We start from the raw sequence: 19,600 nt of genomic DNA, 5'->3' as shown, positions 1-19,600 counted from the left end.
CGAACCCGTTTGCAGTTTTTCGGGTGCCACACGAGAGGATGGCTGTCTGCTCAGTTCCGCCCAGTCTGCCATGAGGCAAACAAGGCCTCAAGGCCGCCGGTCGCGTTCCGCGAGCCCTTGACCCCTTGTACCCCTCATGACGCCGCCGGCATCTTTCACGTCAATAAGGAGATGACGACGATGACCACTACTACTTCAACATCATGTGGACCATCGAGGAACTGCGCGCCGAGGCAAAAGCGGCGCAGCGCCGGCTCATCGAGGCCGAGCTCGAGACACTCAAGGCCTAGCGCGAAGATTACGCCGGGGAGCAGCTGCCATAAGGCAGCTCTTTCCTCTCCGGATAGAGGGAGTCGCGCCGGATCGACCGGCGCGACTCCCTGTCCGCCTTGGCGCTCCCGGTATTGCCTTGTCTCTGGATCATGATTAGACTCGCGCGAAAACATCAGTCTACTCTGTGGCAGGTTGGCCTTCGCGCCATAATCGAAAAGGCGAATGTGGGTCGGATCGCCGTCTGGGCCCGAGAGCAAAAACGGGATGTCCGACGATGGCGATCGAGCCTCTTTCCACGAACAGCCACCGTTGTGCTGCGCCCAAAGGTCCCGGCGCGCTCATTTTCCGCTTTGCCGTCAGTTTTCCCTTCACTCTTCTCAAAGGAACGGGACGCGTCGTCTTCTATTGTGTCTGGTATCTCGCCTTCTATCTGCTCTGCATGTTTCGGCCATTCACCGGAATGATGATGCTGGCGGCGATCGTCATGCTACCGATGTCGATCGTCGTTTTCGCCCATCCGGAAGCCGCCGCCGGCATGCCCTTCTGGACTTTCGGCCTGATGGCGCTCGGTCTCGTCGCCTTCTCTGTTGGCTATACGATGCTTGTCGATTGGTTCGCTCCTCCGGGAGCTGAAGATCCCTTCGAGCGCTATAGGCGACGGCGGTAGGTTGTCGTCGACTGCGCCTACCAGGAATCCCGAGTCATTTCTTCAACCCATTTACTGCCGTCATATTCAAACTCCACGCTCATGGACATGACCTCAGGATCGTCGGAAAATTCGGTCACGATCGTTGCGGAGGGAAAACGGTCTTGGGCTCGTTCCAGGGCCATTTTCCGATCCGCACGGGTCATTTCGACAACTTCAGGATCCTGAGTGTCGCCAATGCAGGCTCCAAGGAGCCAGAGCGTGATCTTGTCATGCTCTGCCGCCGCCGCTCGCGCATCATCAAAGATGTCGTCAAGCAACTGAGAGTTCACGGACCACCCGGACTCGTGCACCAGCCAGGCTTTTCCTTGGCTATGATTGAGCACGGCTGCAGCAATGCACGGACCCATGCCCGATGAGCCTATCCCGTCAGGAGCCGCAGCAAAGCCGCTTTGTCCTTGTTCGACGTCGACCAGTTCGCTGGATTCTTTATTCCGCTCTATCGTCAAAGCGTTACAAAGCGGTTTGCCTTTGCCGCCGCATCCATCTCCTTGCGCCGGAAGTAGATCGCCCGCCCGCAGCGGATCGGGCTATGGCCCTGGACAATGATGATCTGCTCGTCCTTGCGCATCGATTGGGTGATCTCGTGCGGCATGATCAGCGGCCGGCGTTGGAAGTTGACGCTTTCGGATTTGCGCGTGCCGCCGTTTTTCGTGTCCCAGCCCAAATTGCGCGAGCGGCCCTCGACTTCGACGGTCATTTCGCCGCATTGGGCCGAGACGTTGCGGGCGGTGTCGAGCGCCTTGATCGCCGCGTAGGATGCAAAGGCGCAACCATCGATCCACGACGTCGCGCCGTCCTTGCCGAAATGCCGCTCCAACTGACCGACCGACTGGTACATCAGCATCATGGTGATGCCATACTTGCGCCCCCGATCGCGCGCCTCCTCCAGCACCCGCATGTAGCCGAGCAGATCCACCTCGTCGAGCATGAACAGCGCCCGGCGTTTGAACGCGCCGTCGGCCTGAACCATGGCATTGATCAGCGAGCCGATGATGACGCGGCCGATGCCCGGATAGGAGCGCAGGATCGACGCGGGGATATTGAGGAACACGTCCTTCTTGCCCGTGACGATATCGCTCGACTTGAAGGCATTGCCGCAGACGAGCGCGGCGTAACTATCGAGCGAGAGCCATTGCGTATCCTTCGACGCGGTCGAATAGACACCCGAGAACGTCTGCTCGGTCATGTTGGTGAAGACGCCGAGCGTTTCGCGGATGAAGGTCGATTGCGCGTTCTCCTGGATGTCGCGCAGCATCGCCAGCACCGACGGCTCAGGCTCCGATACGATCTGCCTCAAACTGCGCAGGTGTCGCCGGCCGGCATAGTCCGGCGACAGCATGACATGCGCCAAGAGGCCGGTCAGCAAATTGTGCGCCTGGTTCTGGAAGTAGGAGCCGGTCGAGGATTCGAAGCGCGCGCTTTCCGACAAAAGCATGTGTGCGATGCCAACGATGTCTTCCTCCTTGTGCTTCGATGCCGCGATCCCGTCGAGCACGTTGAAGCCCATGATCGGGTTCGTCGGATCGAGCACCATCACCTCGCGGCCGAGCGTGTGCGTTCGGTGTTCGACTACCATCGGTGCGACCTCGGTCGACGGATCGAGGCAGATCAGCGGCCCGGTATATCTGAGCGCCGTTGGCACAACATTGCTGGTGGTCTTAAAGCCGCCTGAGCCGGCGAAAAACAGCATATGGGTGGAATCGAAATCTTGTCTGAACGTCAGCAATGGCGCCTTGCCACCTTGCCCCCATGTGCCCCGATCGCTCGGGTCGAAGGGGAGCTCATGGACGATTTCCTTGTCGACGCGGTAGCGTTCCCCGACGACGATTTCGCCATCGGCCGGAAACAGCTTTCCCACTGCGGCCATCGGCAGCCAATCGGCGTCGCCGAAGGTCCCCCGCTTGGCGCGCTTGACCGCTTCGGGGACGACAATGGAAATGCGCGCGGCTACCGCCGAGGCGATAAAGCCGGCGAGCGCGCCCAGCGCGGCAACCATGTCGAGATAGGAAAGCGCGCGATCCCAGGTGACGATCCCCTGGTTTACGGACAGAGCAAGACGCCCATATTCGCGCAGGGCATAGAATGCGAAAACGGCCAGAAAGCAGATGAGGCCCGCAACGGCGATCGGCCTGCGCCGATGCAGCGGCAAGGCCCAGACCGTCAGGAGACCACCAAGCGGTCCGAACAGAAGTGCCGGTACCGGTCCGGCCCGGAGGAACCAATATTCTGCCTTGCCCGTGAGTCCGGAGGCCAATCCTGGCCATCGCCAGCCGACGATGTAGATCGTCATTACCGTCACCGCGATCGGCACGAGCACAAGCAACTGGCTCGGATGCAATTTCCCTTTCAGTGCCATTCCGCCGTCTCCCCGATCTGCGGTGACGCCGCGTCCATCGATGTGGCCCTGAATGCCTCAGCGCCGAGATCGCGCAGCCGCCGATGTTCGGGCGAGCCCGGAGCGATCCTTGCCAGTTCGATGAAGCCGCCGAGCAGAAAGGCCCGGTCAGCTGTCGTCAGACCCGCCTTGGCGACAATGCCGCCGAGAAGAAACGTCTCGCGTGCCTGGCGTTTGCGATCAGCTGTCATGTGAAACCTCCGGCGACGCTCCAGTGCCGCGATTTGCTGGTCGATGCGCTTGAGAAGCAGTGCCACCAGATCCTTTCTTCTCTTCTTTGCGAAATCGCGCGGCAATCTCCTCGAAGATGCGGTCGAGCGCGTCATCCGTGATCTCCATTTCCGCCAGCCCTGATTTCGTGGCGGAACGGGCAAAGCGCTCCGCCGATTTGACGACCAGAAGCTTTCTGCGCTCCCGCAGCTTCTCGATCTGGGCGTCGAGATCGTTGATCGATGATTTTGCGGCCATTCCTGTTTCCTTCCTCTGTCGCAGCAATCTGAACAGCGGCGATTATACTAGCTAGAAAACGTTAGTAAAATAGGTTATTTTGCATTACCCCAAAAATGTCGTGCCGGCATTCCGGCTGTTGGCCGGCATCCGGAGAAGCGGCATCGGCTTGATGAGGCCGATCGGTTTGAGGGCGCAATATACGTCGCTGGCGCGACGTGCTTGGAAGGTGCGGAGAGTCATGGCGATCATGTTCATCAGAGGGCAGGTGATCAGCAGGGGAGCGGGACGCAGCATCGTCTCGGCCGCCGCCTATCGTCATCGCGCCCGGATGATGGACGAACAGGCCGGCACGTCGTTCAGCTATCGTGGCGGTGCCTCCGAGCTGGTGCATGAGGAACTGGCCCTGCCGGACGAGATACCGGCGTGGCTTCGCACCGCAATCGACGGACGTTCCGTTGCCGGCGCCAGTGAGGTGCTGTGGAATGCTGTCGATGCGTTCGAGAAGAGGGCGGACGCGCAGCTCGCCCGAGAGCTGATCATTGCCCTGCCGGAAGAACTGTCGCGGGCGGAAAACGTCGCGCTGGTGCGCGAGTTCAGTGAGAATTTCACGTCGAAGGGCATGATTGCCGACTGGGTCTATCACGACAAGGACGGCAACCCGCACATTCACTTAATGACCGCGCTGAGGCCCCTGACGGAGGAAGGGTTTGGGCCGAAGAAGATCGCCGTCCTGGGTGAGAATGGCGAGCCGCTGCGTGTCGTCACGCCGGATCGGCCGGGCGGCAAGATCGTTTACAAGCTCTGGGCCGGCGACAAGGAAACCATGAAGGCGTGGAAGATCGCCTGGGCGGAAACGGCAAACCGCCATCTGGCGCTTGGCGGCCATGAGATCCGGCTCGACGGCCGCTCATATGCCGAACAGGGTCTCGACGGCATTGCGCAGAAGCACCTCGGGCCGGAAAAGGCAGCATTGGCCAGGAAGGGCAGGGAGCTCTATTTCGCGCCGGCGGACCTTGCCCGGCGGCAGGAGATGGCGGATCGGTTGCTGGCCGATCCGGAGCTTCTCCTGAAGCAGCTCGGTAACGAACGGTCGACCTTTGACGAACGCGACATCGCCAAAGCGCTGCATCGCTATGTCGACAATCCCTCGGACTTCGCCAACATCCGGGCGCGGCTGATGGCGTCCGACAATCTGGTGATGCTAAAGCCGCAAGAGGTCGATGCCGAGACGGGGAGGGCGGCGGAGCCGGCGATCTTCACGACGCGGGATATCCTGCGCGTCGAATACGACATGGCGCAATCGGCGCAGGTCCTGTCGGAGCGCAAGGGTTTTGCCGTTTCGTCACGGCATGTCGCGGCCGCCATCAAGAGCGTCGAAACCGGTGATCCCGAAAAGCCCTTCCAGCTCGATGCGGAACAGGTTGACGCTGTCCGTCATGTCACTGGCGACCGTGGCATCGCGGCCGTCGTCGGTCTCGCAGGCGCGGGCAAATCGACGCTGCTTGCCGCCGCTCGTGTCGCCTGGGAGAGCGACGGCCGCCGGGTGATCGGTGCGGCCCTTGCCGGCAAAGCGGCGGAAGGGTTGGAGGACAGTTCCGGCATAAGATCGCGCACACTTGCCTCGTTGGAACTGGCCTGGGCGGGCGGTCGCGGCAGGCTCGAACGCGGCGATGTGCTGGTGATCGACGAGGCTGGCATGGTGTCGTCGCAGCAGATGGCCCGTGTCCTGAAGATTGCCGAAGAGGCACAGGCGAAAGTCGTTTTGGTCGGCGACGCCATGCAGCTCCAGCCGATCCAGGCGGGTGCCGCCTTCCGGGCGATCACCGAGCGGATCGGCTTTGCCGAGCTCGCCGGTGTGCGGCGCCAGCGTGAACAGTGGGCGCGCGAGGCCTCGCGTCTTTTCGCGCGCAGCGAGGTCGAGAGGGGACTCGACGTCTATGCCCTACATGGCCATCTTGTGGAAGCGCAAACGCGTGACGAGATCGTCGGGCGGATCGTTGCCGATTGGACGGATACCCGCCGGCAACTGCTTCGCAAATCCGTCCTGGAAGGCAACAGTGACCGTTTGCGCGGCGACGAACTGCTCGTCCTCGCCCACACCAATGACGACGTGAAACGGCTGAACGCGGCGCTGCGTCACGTCATGACGGGTGAGGGCGCGCTCGGTGACAATCGCGCCTTCCAGACCGAACGAGGGACCCGCGAATTCGCCGCCGGCGACCGGATCATCTTTCTCAAAAACGCCCGCTTCCTCGAACGGCGTGCCGACCATCTCGGCCCGCAATATGTCAAGAACGGCATGCTCGGCACGGTCGTTTCCACCAGTGACAAGCGCGGCCGAACCCTGATTTCGGTCCGCCTCGACAATGGCCGCGACGTCATTTTCAGCGAAGACAGCTATCGCAATGTCGATCACGGCTATGCCGCCACCATCCACAAATCGCAAGGTGTCACCGTTGACCGGACCTTTGTGCTGGCGACCGGCATGATGGACCAGCACCTCACCTATGTTGCGATGACGCGGCATCGCGATCGCGCCGATCTCTATGCGGCGAAGGAAGATTTCGAGGCGAGGCCGGACTGGGGACGAAAGGCGCGCGTCGATCATATGGCGGGTGTTACCGGCGAACTCATCCAAGAGGGGATGGCGAAATTCCGTGATGCCGACGATGTCGAGGCAAGCCCCTATGCCGATATCAAGACCGACGGAGGGGCCACGCATCGCCTTTGGGGTGTCAGCCTGCCGAAGGCGATCGAGAGGGGCGGCGTCTCGACCGGCGACACCGTGACGTTGCGCAAGGATGGTATCGAGAACGTCACCGTGAAGGTTCCGGTCATCGATGCGGAAACCGGGAGCAAGCGTTTTGTGGAACGGCTCGTCGAGCGCAATGTCTGGACAGCGAAGCAGATCGAAACCGCTGAGGCGCGTGAGTCGCGGATCGAGCTGGAAAGCCATCGGCCGGAACTGTTCGGGCAGTTGGTGGGGCGATTGTCGCGCTCCGGCGCAAAGACGACGACGCTCGATTTCGAGAGCGAGGCCGGATACCGCGCGCATGCACAAGACTTCGCCTGGAGGCGCGGCATCGACCATCTCTCTTTGGCCGCGGCCGAAATGGAGGAGGGCGTTTCGCGGCGGCTGGCGTGGGTGGCGGATAAGAGGGAGAAGGTGGCGAAGCTGTGGGAACGTGCAAGCGTTGCGCCCGGCTTTGCGATCGATCGGGAACGGCGCGCGTCCCACGATGAAGAGCGATCCGACACGCAAATCCTCCCGGAAGCCATCTCCGGCGGCCGGTATCTGATCCCGCCCACCACGGTGTTCCGCCGCAGCGCTGATGAGGACGCGCGGCTGGCGCAGCTTTCATCCCCGGCCTGGAGGGAACGCGAAGACATCCTGCGGCCACTCTTGGAGAAGATCTATCGCGATCCGGATGCAGCACTTGTCCACCTGAACGCCTTGGCATCGGATGCCGGCATCGAACCTCGCAAGCTCGCAGACGACGTGGCGATTGCCCCGGCTCGGCTCGGTCGCCTGCGCGGGTCCGCTCTCACGGTCGGTGGTCGCATGGCATGCGAGGAGCGCAGCGTCGCGACGGCAACTCTCACGCAATTGCTGCCGCTGATCCGCGCCCATGCGACCGCGTTCCGCAGGGACGCCGAGCGCTTTGGCATCCGCGAGCAGATGCGCCGCAGCCACATGTCACTGTCGGTGCCCGCGCTTTCCGGCCGGGCGATGGCACGTCTCGGCGAGATCGAGGCGGTGCGTGAGCGCGGCGGCGACGACACCTACAGAAACGCATTTGCGCTCGCCGTCGAGGATCGCGCCACTGTCCAGGAGATCAAGGCGGTCAGCGAGGCGCTCACCGCCCGCTTCGGCTGGAGCGCGTTTACGCCGAAGGCTGATATCGTCGCCGAGCGCAACATGATCGAGCGCATGCCGGAAGACCTCACGCCGGAAAAACGCGAAGCGCTGACAACGCTGTTTGAGTCCGTAAAACGCTTTGCCGAGGCACAGCATCTGACTGAGCGGCAGGACCGTTCGAAGATCGTTGCTGCCGCCAGCGCCGATCCGGAAATGCAGAACCCTGCCGTGCTGCCGATGCTTGCCGCGGTCACCGCGTTCAAGACGCCGGTGGACGAGGAGGCACGGTTCCGGGCGCTCTCCGCTCCGCACTATCGTCAGCAGCGCGCGTCGCTGGCGGAGGCCGCAGTACGCGTCTGGCGAGATCCCGCCGGCGCGGTCAGCAGGATCGAGGAACTCCTGGTGAAGGGTTTTGCCGCCGAGCGCATTGCCGCGGCCATCAGCAACGATCCCGCCGCCTATAGTGCTCTGCGCGGTTCCGATCGGATCATGGACCTTATGCTCGCCGCCGGCTGGGAGCGGAAGGGTGCGCTGCGATCCGTGCCCGAGGCCGCGGCACGGCTGCGTTCGCTCGGCAGCTCCTACACAGGCGCCTTGGATGCGGAAAGCCAGGCGATCGCTGAAGAGCGCCGCCGGATGGCGGTCGCCATTCCCGGGCTGTCGAAAGAGGCGGAAGATGTTCTCGCGCGGCTGGCCACCGAGGTAAAGAAGGGCGACCGCAAGCTCGGCGCCATCGCCGGTTCGATCGATCCGGACATCCGACGTGAGTTCGCGGCCGTCAGCAGGGCGCTCGACGAGCGCTTCGGGCGCAATGCGATCCTTCGTGAGGAGAAGGACGCCGTCAACCGGGTGCCGCCGGCGCATCGCCCGGCATTCGAGGCAATGCGCGACAGGCTCAAGGTCCTCCAGCAAGCCGTCCGCATGGAGGCGAGCCAGAACATCATCTCGGAGCGGCGCCAGCGCACCATCAACCGCGCCCGCGGCGTCAATCTCTGAAACCCAGGAAACGAAAGGAACCACACGCATGGCTAAACAGGAAACCTCCTACGGTGCAATCGTCCGTGCCGAGATCGCCATCGAAGTGATCAATCAGGCGCGCGCGATCGTGACAGCGCGCGTCTATGAATTCGACGAGCAAGATCCCGCCGCGGCCCAACAGATGCGCGAGCGACGCCGCGAACTCATCGATCTGCAGCAACGCATCCGTGTCGATGATCACGATGCCGTCGAAACGGTCATCGCCGTCTGGGGCCCGCGGGTCAGGGACGAAGCCCGCTTCTGGGCGGAGTTCTGATCATGGCGGAGGAGGCAGTTCCCGGCTTGCTCTCGGCCGAAAGAAACGAGCGCATCTTCCGCCACGACGTCTTGCCGGATTACCTGCCCGAGGAAATGGGCCGGGCGGCACGTCCGCGCCTGATCCTGCTCGGCGGCCAGCCGGGCGCCGGAAAGACAGCCGTTCTGATCGCCAGCCATTCTGAGCTTGCCAAGGCCGGTCCGACGATCCGCATCGTCGGCGACGAGCTCAGATCCTATCATCCGGACTTCCTGACCTACCAGCGGCAGGATCCGGAAACGGCATCGCGCTTCACGCAGATGGATGCGGGCCGCTGGACGGAGAAACTGCTGGCCGCAGCGGCCGACCGTCAGGTCAACATCGTCTTTGAGACGACGATGCGGACGCCGGAGAATGTCGCACGCGTTATCCGCACCGTTCGCGATGCCGGCTATGAAGTCGATGTGCGCGCGGTTGCCGTCAACCCACGGCTGAGCTGGCAGGGCAACCTCTTTCGCTTCGAGGAGATGCTGCACGCCGGGGAGGCCGCGCGGATCCCGCCACAACACGGTCACGATGCCGCCGTTGACGGGCTTCGTGTCAGTCTCGAAAAGCTCGAGCGTGAGCGCCTGGTCGATCGCCTGCAACTGCGGATGCGCGGCGGCACGGTTCTTTATGACAACGAACTTTGGAACAGTGAATGGTCGCGGCCGCCGCGGGCGAGGCTGGCGCTCGAGCAGGAACAGTCGCGCCCCCTGACGCGTGGCGAACTGCAACGGTTTGCCGACGACTGGGGTTTCGTGCTGAACCGGATGACCGAGCGGAAGGCGCCCGCCGATCGCATTGCTCAGGTCGAGACACGGGCTGCCGAAGACGTGAGCCTGCTTCTGGCCGAACGCCGCGAGTCCGGCGGGCCAAATGGCCAGGATCGTGATCGAACGATCTTCCAACGTTCAGCGGATGGACTGCGCCTCTTCGTGGAACTCTACGAGAATACGATCCGCGACGCGGAACGCCGGCCCATCGGCAATGTCGAGGCCCATGCGGCCGGCCGTTTGACCCAGACTTATATCGCCTTACGCCTCGTTGAAGTGGCTCGCGAGCTCGGCCTCCTGCCGGAGGACGGCAAGATCGTCACGACCCGAGCCATGGTGCAGGACAAGCGCGCTAGCACCGAGTTTCCCGCCGCGCACCGGCTGCCTGCCGATCTTGCCGTTGAAACGCCGGACGGGACACGGCGGCGGTTGACGGAGCATTTCGGCCGAGACCTCAATCGCGTGGCGATCGACGCGCAGGTGTTCGGCCCGACGGATCGCATGTCGCGTCTCGCCAATGTCGCGGATTCCTGGGCAGAGGCAGCCGGCATGCGCAAAACCTTTGCCCGAGCGGCCAACAGCGTGGCCGATGGCAGGGCGTCGGCCGACGAGGCGATGACCCGGATGATCGAACCGGGATATGCGGCGGCGATTGCGCGGGCAGGGCGGCGGCTTGAGCGCAACATGACGTTTGCCGAGCGCGCAGCGATTGCGACCGCCATCGTCGATGTGAACGGAAAACAGTTCCGCCCGATGCGGGACGACCTTCGGCTTCGGACAGTCGATCTCGACAACCGCGCTCGCGCCAAGGCCATGCTGGAGGCGGTCCTGGCTGAGACCGCACGGCATGACCGCCTCGATCCGGAACGGCGCAGAGTGGCCGATGCGTTCGTGCGCGGTATCGCCGAAAACGAACAGACGTTGGGTGTCGGGCTGGAGCGCCGATCGGACCCAGGCCGCGCTCCGGTCCCAAGCTCACCCTTGGTTCCGGCTCGGCATTTGCCGGACCTTACGGCCTTAGAGATCGGCGAGCGGCTGCAACAGTCCTCGCGGCTGGCGGACAAACGTGCCGAAATCGAGCACCTGTCGCGGCTAGTATACGGCAGCAGACAGGCGGTGTCGGCGCCAGTGCGAGGCATTGTCGATGCGCAAAGAGGTGCTGCCGCCGGCGACGACGTGCGTGCGGGGCGGCTCGGCGAAATGGCCGGGGAGGGGAGCAGATGGCTTCGCGGGGCAACCCCCGAGCGCAAGACGGCCGAGGCCCATGCGCCGCGGCTCGCCGCTGCCTTGGCTGATTACGGATTGGCGGTAGATTTCGAGCGGCATCAGATTGTCACGCAGCACCGCGAGGAACAGGCGCGTCAGCGCGTCGAAGTCCCCCAGCCATCCGCGGCGCTGTCAACGGTTCTCGCATCAGAGGGAGACGACCGACGGCGGCAGCTTGTGGGAAATGATGGGCTCAAGCGCGAGCTCGAGCGCCTTTCGCTGGCAATCACCAAGAGGTTTGCACCTTCCGACCTCGCAAACCTCAAGGCGGGGGAAATCAAGGATGTTGCGACTATCCACGGCATCGGCGAAATGCGGGCGACGGACGTCAGAAAGGTGCTGCGCCAGGTCGTGGACACGCGGCATGCGTTGAAGGTTCAATCCACAGAACGGTCACGGGTGGAGGCGATGAATCTCGCGAGACGATGAGCGCTGTCTGGCTTTCGCTGATGTCTCACGAGATGATGGTGATACCACCTCGAAGGCCGTAGTCGCGTAGTTCGAGGAGAAGGTCCGCGTTTGAGCCCGCCGCGACGCAATCGGCGACACATAAGTCACTCGACGTCGATTGCAATATCCGGAGTGCGTGTCTTCGAACCAATAGTCGATCTTGCGCAATCGCTACGAGCACGGCTTTGCCGATACCGTCCCTGATCTGCCGTGGGCAAGGCACTCCTGCGCGCGTGTGTCTGCGGGAAGGTTGTGGAAAAGCACCATAATGAATATATATGTGCATGTAGCAATTAGTTTGTGAAAGTGTAATTTCATGGCGAAGCACTCCTTGGCTCTTGAAATTCTGCCCGTGACGGCAACCGAACCTCTCAAAACCCTTGGCGCGCATCTTCGTATCGCGCGAGAGCGGAGGGGAGACAGCCTGCAGTCCATGGCCGCAAGGATCGGCACGTCGATCCCGACGCTACGCAGAATGGAAGCAGGTGACGCGAGGGTTGCCATCGGTATTTACGCCGCCGCGCTCTGGGTATTCGGAAAGTCGGCAGCGCTTGCCGAGATCCTGCAGCCTGGAGAGGACGAATACGCCACCATGCTGGACGTGGACCGCGCAAGCAGGAAGAGAGCGACGAAATGAGCGACTTCCGAGCAACATCGATTGCGGTCTGGTATCTCGGGGACGTTCTCAATCCACGTCTTGTTGGCAGGGTGCGACTGGAAAGCAGCAACCGTCGTTGCCTTCTCGATCTGGACGACGAATGGCGAAAATCCGGATTCGAACCGTCTCCGGATCTTACCCTCGACAAGAAAACGCACGCGCCCCTGGGCGAGATGCTCGCTCCCGGGGCCCTCGACGATGCGATGCCGGATCGTTGGGGTGAGCGTATGATCAGGGTCGTTTCCCGCCCATCCCGGATGAGCCCGCTCGACAAGCTCTGGTACGCCGGCGATCGGCGATTCGGAGCATTGGGCATGTCTTCCAGCTTCGAACAGTACATCCCGTGCGATGAAGCGCCGTTGATGCGGGTAGACTCGCTCGCCGAAGCGGAGGCACTCATCGCCCGTGTTCTCGAACGCGATCCGCTCGATGAGCGGGAGCGGCAGCTTATCGCGAGCGCCGGAAGCATGGGCGGGGCCCATCCCAAGATGCTTGTCGAGAACGAAGGCGAGGAATGGATTGCAAAGTTTCCCCGCGGCAGCAACGTTGACCAGCTTCTGGTGGAGCACGCTTCGATGGAACTGGCCAGGCGCGCGGGACTAGATGTCGCCTCGTCGACCGTCCTCCAAGGCGGTATCGACCACATCCTCCTCGTGCGTCGCTTTGACCGGATCGGCTCCGAACGCATCCATGCCGTCTCGGCACGCACGATGCTGGCCAAGGAAGCTGACGACAGCTACGCCACAATCTCGGCTTTGATCCGACGGCATTGCGCGCCGGATCTCATGCAATCGACGCAGCGCGAACTGTTCCGGCGAATGGTATTCAACATCATGATCGACAATACCGACGACCATACGAAGAATCATGCCTTCCTGCTGCGCGCAGAGGCCGGCTCCTGGAAGCTTTCTCCGGCTTACGACATTCCGACCCAGATGAATGGCCTCGGACAGCAGGCCATTCAAATTTCTCCAAACCCGGCATATGCGAACAACTTCAGCATCGATCACGCGACCGTGGCCGCCCCTTATTTCGGAATGTCCAGGGATGAGGCGCGCCACGAATGGAATAGGATGGCGGGATGGATCAACGCGTGGCGCTCGGTCTTTGCCGATTGCGGCGTAAGTGATTCTGATCTCGACTACATCGGCGACTTTCTGGATTCCAACGAGATGCTCGAACATCGCAAGGATGCCATACCGCCCAAAACCGGCAGTTGCCCGACGCCTTGATCGCAAAACGCGAGGGGCGGAGAATATAGGAGATCATTCGACAGCCTCGTGCCGCTCACGCTAAGCCGCAGCTGTGACCTTTGGTGTCTTCAAACGACCGGCTGGATGACGAGGGGCCGGTCGACGCGCTCGACAGTCGAAGCAATCGCCACCACCCGAATTTCCGGCATCGCAACGGGCGAAGCGCGCTGCGTCCTAGGCTCTTTCCTTTGCAGGTCGGCTTCGATCCGACCCGAAAGGTTCCCCGTTGCCGTCGTACCAGTTGATGACAATGCCGGAGGCCGGCGCGAAATTATATACTGCACCATGCAGCACACCCCGGATGCCATAGTAGGTGCTGAAATCGCGTGCGCCCACCCAGAACAGCAGGCCATTTTCTATCGGCTTGATAATCGCGCGACCGTCACCGAAGTCGACGTCGCGATCATTTCCGAAAACCTCGACCTTCTGGCAAACGGGACTGATAAAAGTGGGGATTTGAGAGGCAATCCAGGTGGCATTGCGGACCACAATGAAGGTTTCTGCAGAATATCTATACATTCTTCCATCTCTGAAGTGTGCCGCACACCGGCACTTCCCAGGGGCATGGCCGGATTGGATTTGGTTCAAGAGGGCTGCGCCTCGTACGTTGGGCGGGCACGCCTGCGAAATGTCGGCCGTTCATAGAGAGGTCCCGAAATGCCAATCTTCTCGCGCATGTTCGAAAGCACGCGGCTTGAAACCTCGAAGGCCCCACAGCAGACAGGGTGCTTGCCATAACCCACCGCCCTGCCGAGTTCGTCGAATTCGGCGCCGGCCTTCTGATAGACCCGCCGCATATGCGGCTCGTAGTTGGAGATCAGCGTGTCAATGCCGTGCTCGAGCGAGGCCTCGCAGAGCGCAAGCAACAGCAGGCAGAAGGCTCTATCGAGCCGCAGGTGCGGAAAATCACGAGCGAGAGCCTCTTCGTCGACGCACATGCGCGTCCCCTCCCAGATGCCGGGAGCGACAAGGTCGGCCGCGTGAGGGAAAGTGGCCCGGAAGACGTCGTAGAGCAGGGTGGGACCGGTGGTTGGCAGCAACCTCACCGCTCCATAGAGCTGGCTCCGATCGTTGTCGCACCAGATCAGGTAAGCTGGCTTCAAGTCGTCGTAGAAGTCGCGCTCGTGAGACCCCCGTACGTTCACCTTCCAACCCAGCCGGTCGGCAAACACCGTCTTTCTCAGGCGAAAATACTGCTCCAGAACGTTTTCATATTTGCCATACTGATGGCCCTGAACAAGTGCGTACATCGTCGTCTCCAATTGCTGGTCGGCGCGATGATGCAATGGGTTGGGCAGCCGCGAAATTCCCGCAGGTGGGCACCCTTAATTGAGGGGTTTGTCATCCGGATTGAACCGGTGCAGACGCACTGCCGCGGTTCTCGACATCCCCGCTGCCGGTGGCGAGCGCTTCGAAAGCCACGCGCCGGAAAACAAAAAGGGCCGCGCTCGGATCTCCGGCGACGGCCCTCTGCTAAAATCCGGGTGCCGGCACGGCCCGCCGAGGGCCAGCCCTACTTTGTCAACGCGGAAGCCTGCTGCGACGTCAGCGACTCAGGAAACCCGTAGTCGTTGTCGGCAATCCCGGTGTTCACCGCCATGTCGAGCGCCCCGTCCGGACGGCGGAACACCTCGTAGGTGATCCTGTCGATGATCGCGTTTCCGGGACCGAAGACGAGAACGCGAGGCTTGAGACTTATGATATCGTCGACCTCGCAAAAGACGCTGGAAGCAATAATGATTTCATCGTCTTTTTGACAGGTGCGGGCGGCAGCCCCATTGAGGATGCAGCACTTGGAACCTGCCTCGCCATAAAGCACGTAGGTGCTGATCCTTGCGCCCGACATCTTGTTCCAGATGTCGACATATTCCAGTGGCTTCAGGTCAACGGCCCTGAAGAAGTCCGCATCGATCGTGATCGATCCGTGATAGTTGAGTTTAGCATCGGTCACCCTGATCCCGTGGAGTTTAGCACTCACATACTTTTCCAACGTCGATACGTCCTTTCATGGCTTCCGCGTGTATGCCTGCCGCTCGCAGGCAGCCGTAAAAAAGGGTGCAAACCGGCGGCCTCTTTCCTGTGCTGGATGTGGCTAGACTGCTCTCCGGTAGGTCCAGAGTTGCGCCGGCGGTATGTTGCGGATGACGAAGTCATAGTGCGACACCACGTAACGGTCGGGCATCTTGATCACCGGCGACAGAGGTCCATAAGTGATCTGAATGACTGGTCGGCCGGCGGGAATTCGGTCAAGCAGGCCCTCAAGCAGACCGACACGCCGTTCCATTGGAAAGCTTAGCAACGGCACAGCGCTGACGACACAGTCGAATTGTTCGCCTTTGAGATCGCTTAGAACGTCATCCAGCGCGAATGCATCGCCCAACCGGAAATCCACGCCCGGAAAGCGTTGCGTCAAGCCATCGTAGAAATCCTGGGAGTATTCGACCGAAACCAACTGGCGCGGATTGATGCCCCGTTCCAGAATCGCCTTGGTGATCACGCCGGTACCGGCGCCGAGCTCCAGGACCGGCATGCCGGATCGCGGATTGATCACGCTTGCCATCCGGCGCGCAGTGTGGATCGACGTCGGGATGACTGCCCCGACACCCTTCCTGTCCTTCCGCCACCCTTTGAAGAATTGCACTTCCTCTTCGAACCTCTTGCCGAGGCGCTCTTTCAGTCGAAATACCATATCCTCTCCCTGCTACGATACTTACCCAACGGTCATTTTGGCGTAGCGCGTTGTGTCCAGTTCTTGCGGCATTTACAAGCCCGTTTGCGACATGGGATCTCACATAAGCTTGTTTCTTTGATCGCGGCGCGGCTGTTCCGCAGCGCTTCATCGATTGTCTTTGCAGCAGGCGGGCGGAGTGCGCGGGAAACGCGACTCGATTTCGGCGACGCCTTTCCCTCCCGCGTGCAAGCTTCACTTCTGCAAAACGTAGGGCACGGATGGAGCCCCGCGACCTGCCTTGGTGGGGCGCTCGATTTGGATCGATGTCCGCGGCGGCTTGCCCTCCGTACTCAGTTTCAGGAGCTCTTGGTCCGAGAGCTTGTCAGCTGCCGTCAGCCGGTGATGCAGGCGGTGATAGTCCGTCCAGGTGGGGGTGCGGTAGGTCTCTATCCACCGGGAGGTTTCCTGAACGTCTCGCGTGAGTGTCCAGTGCCGCGCACCGACACGGCTCTGGATGTGCCGGCGTTCCCGCATGACTTCTAGAAACAAGCCGACATTTTCTTCCGGAATCGAGTATTCCGTCGTGATCAGGATGGGGCCGCTTCTGGGCTTCAGATCGAGCGCGACCGGAGGGGCGGAGAACTCTCCCAACGGTTCGAGTTCCGATCCGGAGCGGTTGCTGACCGGCAGTTTGAGCCCCAGAACAGCCACGACCAATGAAGCGGCGGCGGACCAGCCCAATGCCCACGGCAGAGAATAGTTCTCGGCGATGCTTCCCCAGAGCCAGCTGCCGCCAGCAATGCCGCCGTATGTGAACGCGCTATAGATCGAGATGGTACGGCCCACGACCCATCTCGGGCTTGCCAGTTGTACGTTGATGCCAAATCCAGACCAGGCGGTTACCCAACCTGCACCGCCAACGGCAAGCGAGAGCGTTGCGATGGCAAGTGAAGACGTCAGCGCCAGCGAGATCGCGCATGCGGCGCATGCAACACAGGCGAGGACAATCAACCGCTCCTGTGGCAATGCCCTCCTCAGTGTTGGGTTGCTGCCCCCGGCCAAAAGTGCGCCGGCGCCGAAGCCAGCCATAAGAATACCGTAGACGACAGGACCGCCCTTCAAATGGTCGCGGGCGACCAGCGGCAGCAGCGCCAAAGTCGACGTGCTTGCAAGCCCGAACAAAGTCCCGCGTACGATCGTTGCCTTGATTTCCGAGGATATGGCCGTAAAGCGAAGGCCATCATAGATGGCCGTCATCAACGCTTCGCGCGGAAGGGATGAGGATTTCACCTTCCAATTGTTGCGCCACATAACGGTGAGAGGGGCAACAAAGCTAAGCGTGGTCAGGGCGAAGGTGACAAGCGGCCCAAAGGCGGCGACGACAATCCCGCCAAGGGCGGGGCCGACACTGCGAACCGTGTTGAAGCCGACGTTCAGCAGCGTGACGGCGGCGGGCAGATGCCGGCGCTCCAGGATGTCGCCAATCGACGCGCGCCAGGCGGGATCGCTGAGCGCGATACCGCAGCCATCGAGAAAGCTAAACGTGAGAATGACCCAGGGATCGGTGATGCCGAGAGCCATGATGATCGTCAGCATTGCAGAAGCTGCCATCATCAGGCTGCGACCGACGATCATGACCATGCGCCGGCTGTAGTTGTCGGCAATCGCGCCGACGAAGACCGCCAGAAAGAAGGCCGGCAGGGTCGAGGAAGCTTGAACCAGCGCAACCATCAGATCCGAGGTGGAGACGGTCGCCATCAGCCAGCTGAGCGCCACGGTCTGCATCAGCCAGCCGAGGCTCGAAAGCTGAGACGCGAGGAAGATCGATCGGAAGGTCCGGTTCTCTAGCGGCGCCAATAGGCTGGTATGTTCGGTGGCTGCGCTGGTCATCGTTCGGTCATTTCATATTTGCCGTTCAGCTTCCGGTAGTGCTGTAAGGGTGAATCAGCCGGAGATGCGCCGCGCGCGCTGTAGCCGCCGAAGTGGTTGCGCTTCCAAGCTTGAACCGAGCAGATTTGATGTAGGAACGGACCGTATGACTGGAAAGACCGAGCACGGCGGCGATGTCCTTTGTGTCCTTGCCGAGCGCGCTCCAATGAAGGCATTCGACCTCTCGGGCGCCGAGAAGGGGGACAGGATCATGATCGCCGTGAAGCTCGAACACAGCTTTCTCATGGATGAGAAACGCAAGCTCGACCCACTCGCTGCGCCGCTCGGACACGATGTTACTCCATTCGCGGTCACCCTTGCTGGAGTTCAGTGAAAGGAGCGCACGGCGCGATTTGGTGATGACGGGGATGGAAAAACCGTTGTTACCCAAGCCGTGCCGTCCTGCATCGGCGCAAAATTCGTATGCCGCCTCGGGGATTTCGATTTCTCGCCAGTCGAAGGGCATTTGCCGGATGAGGCCCTCATGAAAAATTGGGTCGATCTTGACGTAGTCCCTCATCAGATAACGCGAGACCCAGCTGTCGGGATAAGTCGTCCTGACGAACGGCGTATCGACGACGTCGGCAACCGTTTGGCAAAGATGGTAGGTTATGAAATCAATTCCGTAATTGGTTCGAAGGACCTCGATTGCCTCGGCAACGTTGGGCGCTGCCTGGATTCCTGCGAATGTGATCCTGAAAGTGGCTGAACTGTCGTTGGAATGCATGCACTATTCTCCTAAAATGCCGCCCTGATTGGGCGTTTTCCTGGGGAGGTTGCGGCCTAGAGCCGCGCCTCGGCTTGAAAGCAACGCCGGAGAACCGACAGCGCTTTGCGAAGCAAGGATTCAAGCGAAAACCCATGGATGGCTCCAATGTGTTGATCATGTTTGGACAACGGTGTCGCCTCCGTCCTTATCGTTCCGAAGTCAGCGCCAGGCTTCGGCTGATGTTCAATGTGCTCGACAGCGTGTTCTGACTGATCAGGACATGGACCAGGGTAAACAGCCGACGGGCGGTCTCATGGTCGATGTCAACTTTCGATCTGAGGCGTTCTCTGAGCAGTTCGGATGCTTCGTTATGGATGGCCCGGCGTCCCATGTCGATGGCCTCGAGCCTATCGGCCGCCGCGCGGGCTTTTGCATGCGAGTAGCTGTCGCACACAAGGCTGTAATCCTTGAGCAGCCGACGGAACGAGGTGAGCGACAAATGGTGACAAAGGATGGGCGCCCCCGTCTCAGTGGTGACGGATATGACCAGCCGCCTGTCGGCCAATGCAAGGCCCAGCCGATAGGGTCCGCCGTCATGGCCAACCGGTGCAAAGGTGTTGTTGTCCAAGAGATCAAAAATCGCGACAGCCTGTTCGCGTTTTTGGTCTTTGTCCGTCTGCCTTCCGAAAGACCCGTCGAGCGAGACCGCACAAAGCCGAAAGCTGGACGAAGACATGGTCGCGGCCGTCATCGCAGGCTCCGGTTCGGTGCATCGGTGGCCTGAGCCACTTCGCCAAGCCGTCCCGCAACGCGGTGAGACGTCGCTGCCGTCGAAACAGATCCGACGACAGCCACGTTGCCTTGGGAGGCGGACGGGAAAGAAAATCTGG

Annotated in this window: 18 protein-coding genes; 6 read left to right on the top strand and 12 right to left on the bottom strand. The window is 61.4% G+C overall.

Annotation, left to right across the window (positions count from 1 at the left end; translation table 11 throughout):
• Positions 1-155 precede the first annotated feature (155 nt).
• Positions 156-446, bottom strand: a complete 291-nt coding sequence (locus N8E88_RS02700; RefSeq protein ID WP_262290992.1) for a hypothetical protein — start codon at positions 444-446, stop codon at positions 156-158.
• Positions 447-547: 101 nt separating this feature from the next.
• On the opposite strand from N8E88_RS02700, the gene N8E88_RS02695 reads away from it, so the two are divergent.
• Positions 548-940, top strand: a complete 393-nt coding sequence (locus N8E88_RS02695; protein WP_262290991.1) for a hypothetical protein — start codon at positions 548-550, stop codon at positions 938-940.
• 17 nt (positions 941-957) lie between these two features.
• On the opposite strand, the gene N8E88_RS02690 is transcribed toward N8E88_RS02695, so the two are convergent.
• Genes N8E88_RS02690 through N8E88_RS02675 form a run of 4 tightly spaced genes read right to left on the bottom strand, consistent with a single transcriptional unit; the run spans position 958 to position 3,845 of the window.
• Positions 958-1,428 carry a hypothetical protein gene (locus tag N8E88_RS02690; protein WP_262290990.1) on the bottom strand — a complete coding sequence of 157 codons (471 nt, stop codon included), beginning with the start codon at positions 1,426-1,428 and terminating at the stop codon, positions 958-960.
• Complete coding sequence (gene traG, locus N8E88_RS02685) at positions 1,425-3,338, bottom strand: Ti-type conjugative transfer system protein TraG (protein ID WP_262290989.1); 1,914 nt, start codon at positions 3,336-3,338, stop codon at positions 1,425-1,427. The genes N8E88_RS02690 and traG overlap by 4 nt, the downstream gene beginning before the upstream one ends.
• Positions 3,329-3,568 carry a conjugal transfer protein TraD gene (locus N8E88_RS02680; protein WP_262290988.1) on the bottom strand — a complete coding sequence of 80 codons (240 nt, stop codon included), beginning with the start codon at positions 3,566-3,568 and terminating at the stop codon, positions 3,329-3,331. Before N8E88_RS02680 ends, traG begins: the two co-directional genes overlap by 10 nt.
• The gene (locus tag N8E88_RS02675; RefSeq protein ID WP_262290987.1) at positions 3,558-3,845 is read right to left on the bottom strand and encodes a TraC family protein; all 288 of its coding nucleotides are present in this window, start codon (positions 3,843-3,845) and stop codon (positions 3,558-3,560) included. Before N8E88_RS02675 ends, N8E88_RS02680 begins: the two co-directional genes overlap by 11 nt.
• 220 nt (positions 3,846-4,065) lie before the next feature.
• Between N8E88_RS02675 and traA the strand changes: the two genes are divergently transcribed.
• The 5 genes from traA (at position 4,066) to N8E88_RS02650 (ending at position 13,380) form a co-directional block, all read left to right on the top strand.
• Positions 4,066-8,682: a Ti-type conjugative transfer relaxase TraA gene (gene traA, locus N8E88_RS02670; protein WP_262290986.1), complete on the top strand. Its 4,617-nt coding sequence runs from the start codon at positions 4,066-4,068 to the stop codon at positions 8,680-8,682.
• A 28-nt stretch (positions 8,683-8,710) separates the two neighbouring features.
• Positions 8,711-8,980 carry a hypothetical protein gene (locus tag N8E88_RS02665; protein WP_262290985.1) on the top strand — a complete coding sequence of 90 codons (270 nt, stop codon included), beginning with the start codon at positions 8,711-8,713 and terminating at the stop codon, positions 8,978-8,980.
• A 2-nt stretch (positions 8,981-8,982) separates the two neighbouring features.
• Complete coding sequence (locus N8E88_RS02660; RefSeq protein WP_262290984.1) at positions 8,983-11,469, top strand: zeta toxin family protein; 2,487 nt, start codon at positions 8,983-8,985, stop codon at positions 11,467-11,469.
• A 337-nt stretch (positions 11,470-11,806) separates the two neighbouring features.
• Positions 11,807-12,127, top strand: a complete 321-nt coding sequence (locus N8E88_RS02655) for a helix-turn-helix domain-containing protein (protein WP_262290983.1) — start codon at positions 11,807-11,809, stop codon at positions 12,125-12,127.
• Positions 12,124-13,380 carry a type II toxin-antitoxin system HipA family toxin gene (locus N8E88_RS02650; RefSeq protein ID WP_262290982.1) on the top strand — a complete coding sequence of 419 codons (1,257 nt, stop codon included), beginning with the start codon at positions 12,124-12,126 and terminating at the stop codon, positions 13,378-13,380. Before N8E88_RS02655 ends, N8E88_RS02650 begins: the two co-directional genes overlap by 4 nt.
• 195 nt (positions 13,381-13,575) lie before the next feature.
• Here N8E88_RS02650 and N8E88_RS02645 read toward each other — a convergent pair whose 3' ends face one another.
• From N8E88_RS02645 to N8E88_RS02615, 7 genes are all read right to left on the bottom strand, one after another.
• Positions 13,576-13,920 carry an SMa0974 family conjugal transfer regulator gene (locus N8E88_RS02645; RefSeq protein ID WP_262290981.1) on the bottom strand — a complete coding sequence of 115 codons (345 nt, stop codon included), beginning with the start codon at positions 13,918-13,920 and terminating at the stop codon, positions 13,576-13,578.
• Positions 13,921-13,985: 65 nt separating this feature from the next.
• A complete protein-coding gene (locus N8E88_RS02640) occupies positions 13,986-14,651 on the bottom strand; it encodes an acyl-homoserine-lactone synthase (protein WP_262290980.1) in 666 nt (221 codons plus the stop codon).
• A 263-nt stretch (positions 14,652-14,914) separates the two neighbouring features.
• Entirely contained in the window at positions 14,915-15,391 is a 477-nt protein-coding gene (gene panD / locus N8E88_RS02635) for an aspartate 1-decarboxylase (RefSeq protein WP_262290979.1), read from the bottom strand.
• A gap of 102 nt (positions 15,392-15,493) precedes the next feature.
• Complete coding sequence (pmtA, locus tag N8E88_RS02630; protein WP_262290978.1) at positions 15,494-16,090, bottom strand: phospholipid N-methyltransferase PmtA; 597 nt, start codon at positions 16,088-16,090, stop codon at positions 15,494-15,496.
• A gap of 234 nt (positions 16,091-16,324) precedes the next feature.
• Positions 16,325-17,962 carry an MFS transporter gene (locus tag N8E88_RS02625; RefSeq protein ID WP_262290977.1) on the bottom strand — a complete coding sequence of 546 codons (1,638 nt, stop codon included), beginning with the start codon at positions 17,960-17,962 and terminating at the stop codon, positions 16,325-16,327.
• A gap of 25 nt (positions 17,963-17,987) precedes the next feature.
• Entirely contained in the window at positions 17,988-18,728 is a 741-nt protein-coding gene (locus N8E88_RS02620; protein ID WP_262290976.1) for a LuxR family transcriptional regulator, read from the bottom strand.
• Between the two features lie 187 nt (positions 18,729-18,915).
• Positions 18,916-19,461, bottom strand: coding sequence for a UPF0262 family protein (locus N8E88_RS02615; RefSeq protein WP_262290975.1), 546 nt, complete (start codon positions 19,459-19,461; stop codon positions 18,916-18,918).
• Positions 19,462-19,600: the final 139 nt, after the last annotated feature.

The organism is Phyllobacterium zundukense, assembly GCF_025452195.1.
GTDB lineage: Bacteria > Pseudomonadota > Alphaproteobacteria > Rhizobiales > Rhizobiaceae > Phyllobacterium > Phyllobacterium zundukense_A.
The sequence above is the reverse complement of the archived record's forward strand: the minus strand, read 5'-3'. Positions and strand labels throughout refer to the sequence as shown.

Coding starts and splice junctions, on each gene's coding strand:
- traG (WP_262290989.1), bottom strand. CDS start 3,338: ATGGCACTGAAAGGGAAATTGCATCCGAGCCAGTTGCTTGTGCTCGTG.
- N8E88_RS02620 (WP_262290976.1), bottom strand. CDS start 18,728: ATGCATTCCAACGACAGTTCAGCCACTTTCAGGATCACATTCGCAGGA.
- N8E88_RS02675 (WP_262290987.1), bottom strand. CDS start 3,845: ATGGCCGCAAAATCATCGATCAACGATCTCGACGCCCAGATCGAGAAG.
- traA (WP_262290986.1), top strand. CDS start 4,066: ATGGCGATCATGTTCATCAGAGGGCAGGTGATCAGCAGGGGAGCGGGA.
- N8E88_RS02695 (WP_262290991.1), top strand. CDS start 548: ATGGCGATCGAGCCTCTTTCCACGAACAGCCACCGTTGTGCTGCGCCC.
- N8E88_RS02650 (WP_262290982.1), top strand. CDS start 12,124: ATGAGCGACTTCCGAGCAACATCGATTGCGGTCTGGTATCTCGGGGAC.
- N8E88_RS02615 (WP_262290975.1), bottom strand. CDS start 19,461: ATGACGGCCGCGACCATGTCTTCGTCCAGCTTTCGGCTTTGTGCGGTC.
- N8E88_RS02660 (WP_262290984.1), top strand. CDS start 8,983: ATGGCGGAGGAGGCAGTTCCCGGCTTGCTCTCGGCCGAAAGAAACGAG.
- pmtA (WP_262290978.1), bottom strand. CDS start 16,090: ATGGTATTTCGACTGAAAGAGCGCCTCGGCAAGAGGTTCGAAGAGGAA.
- N8E88_RS02625 (WP_262290977.1), bottom strand. CDS start 17,962: ATGACCAGCGCAGCCACCGAACATACCAGCCTATTGGCGCCGCTAGAG.
- N8E88_RS02680 (WP_262290988.1), bottom strand. CDS start 3,568: ATGACAGCTGATCGCAAACGCCAGGCACGCGAGACGTTTCTTCTCGGC.
- N8E88_RS02665 (WP_262290985.1), top strand. CDS start 8,711: ATGGCTAAACAGGAAACCTCCTACGGTGCAATCGTCCGTGCCGAGATC.
- N8E88_RS02700 (WP_262290992.1), bottom strand. CDS start 446: ATGTTTTCGCGCGAGTCTAATCATGATCCAGAGACAAGGCAATACCGG.
- N8E88_RS02655 (WP_262290983.1), top strand. CDS start 11,807: ATGGCGAAGCACTCCTTGGCTCTTGAAATTCTGCCCGTGACGGCAACC.
- N8E88_RS02645 (WP_262290981.1), bottom strand. CDS start 13,920: ATGTATAGATATTCTGCAGAAACCTTCATTGTGGTCCGCAATGCCACC.
- N8E88_RS02640 (WP_262290980.1), bottom strand. CDS start 14,651: ATGTACGCACTTGTTCAGGGCCATCAGTATGGCAAATATGAAAACGTT.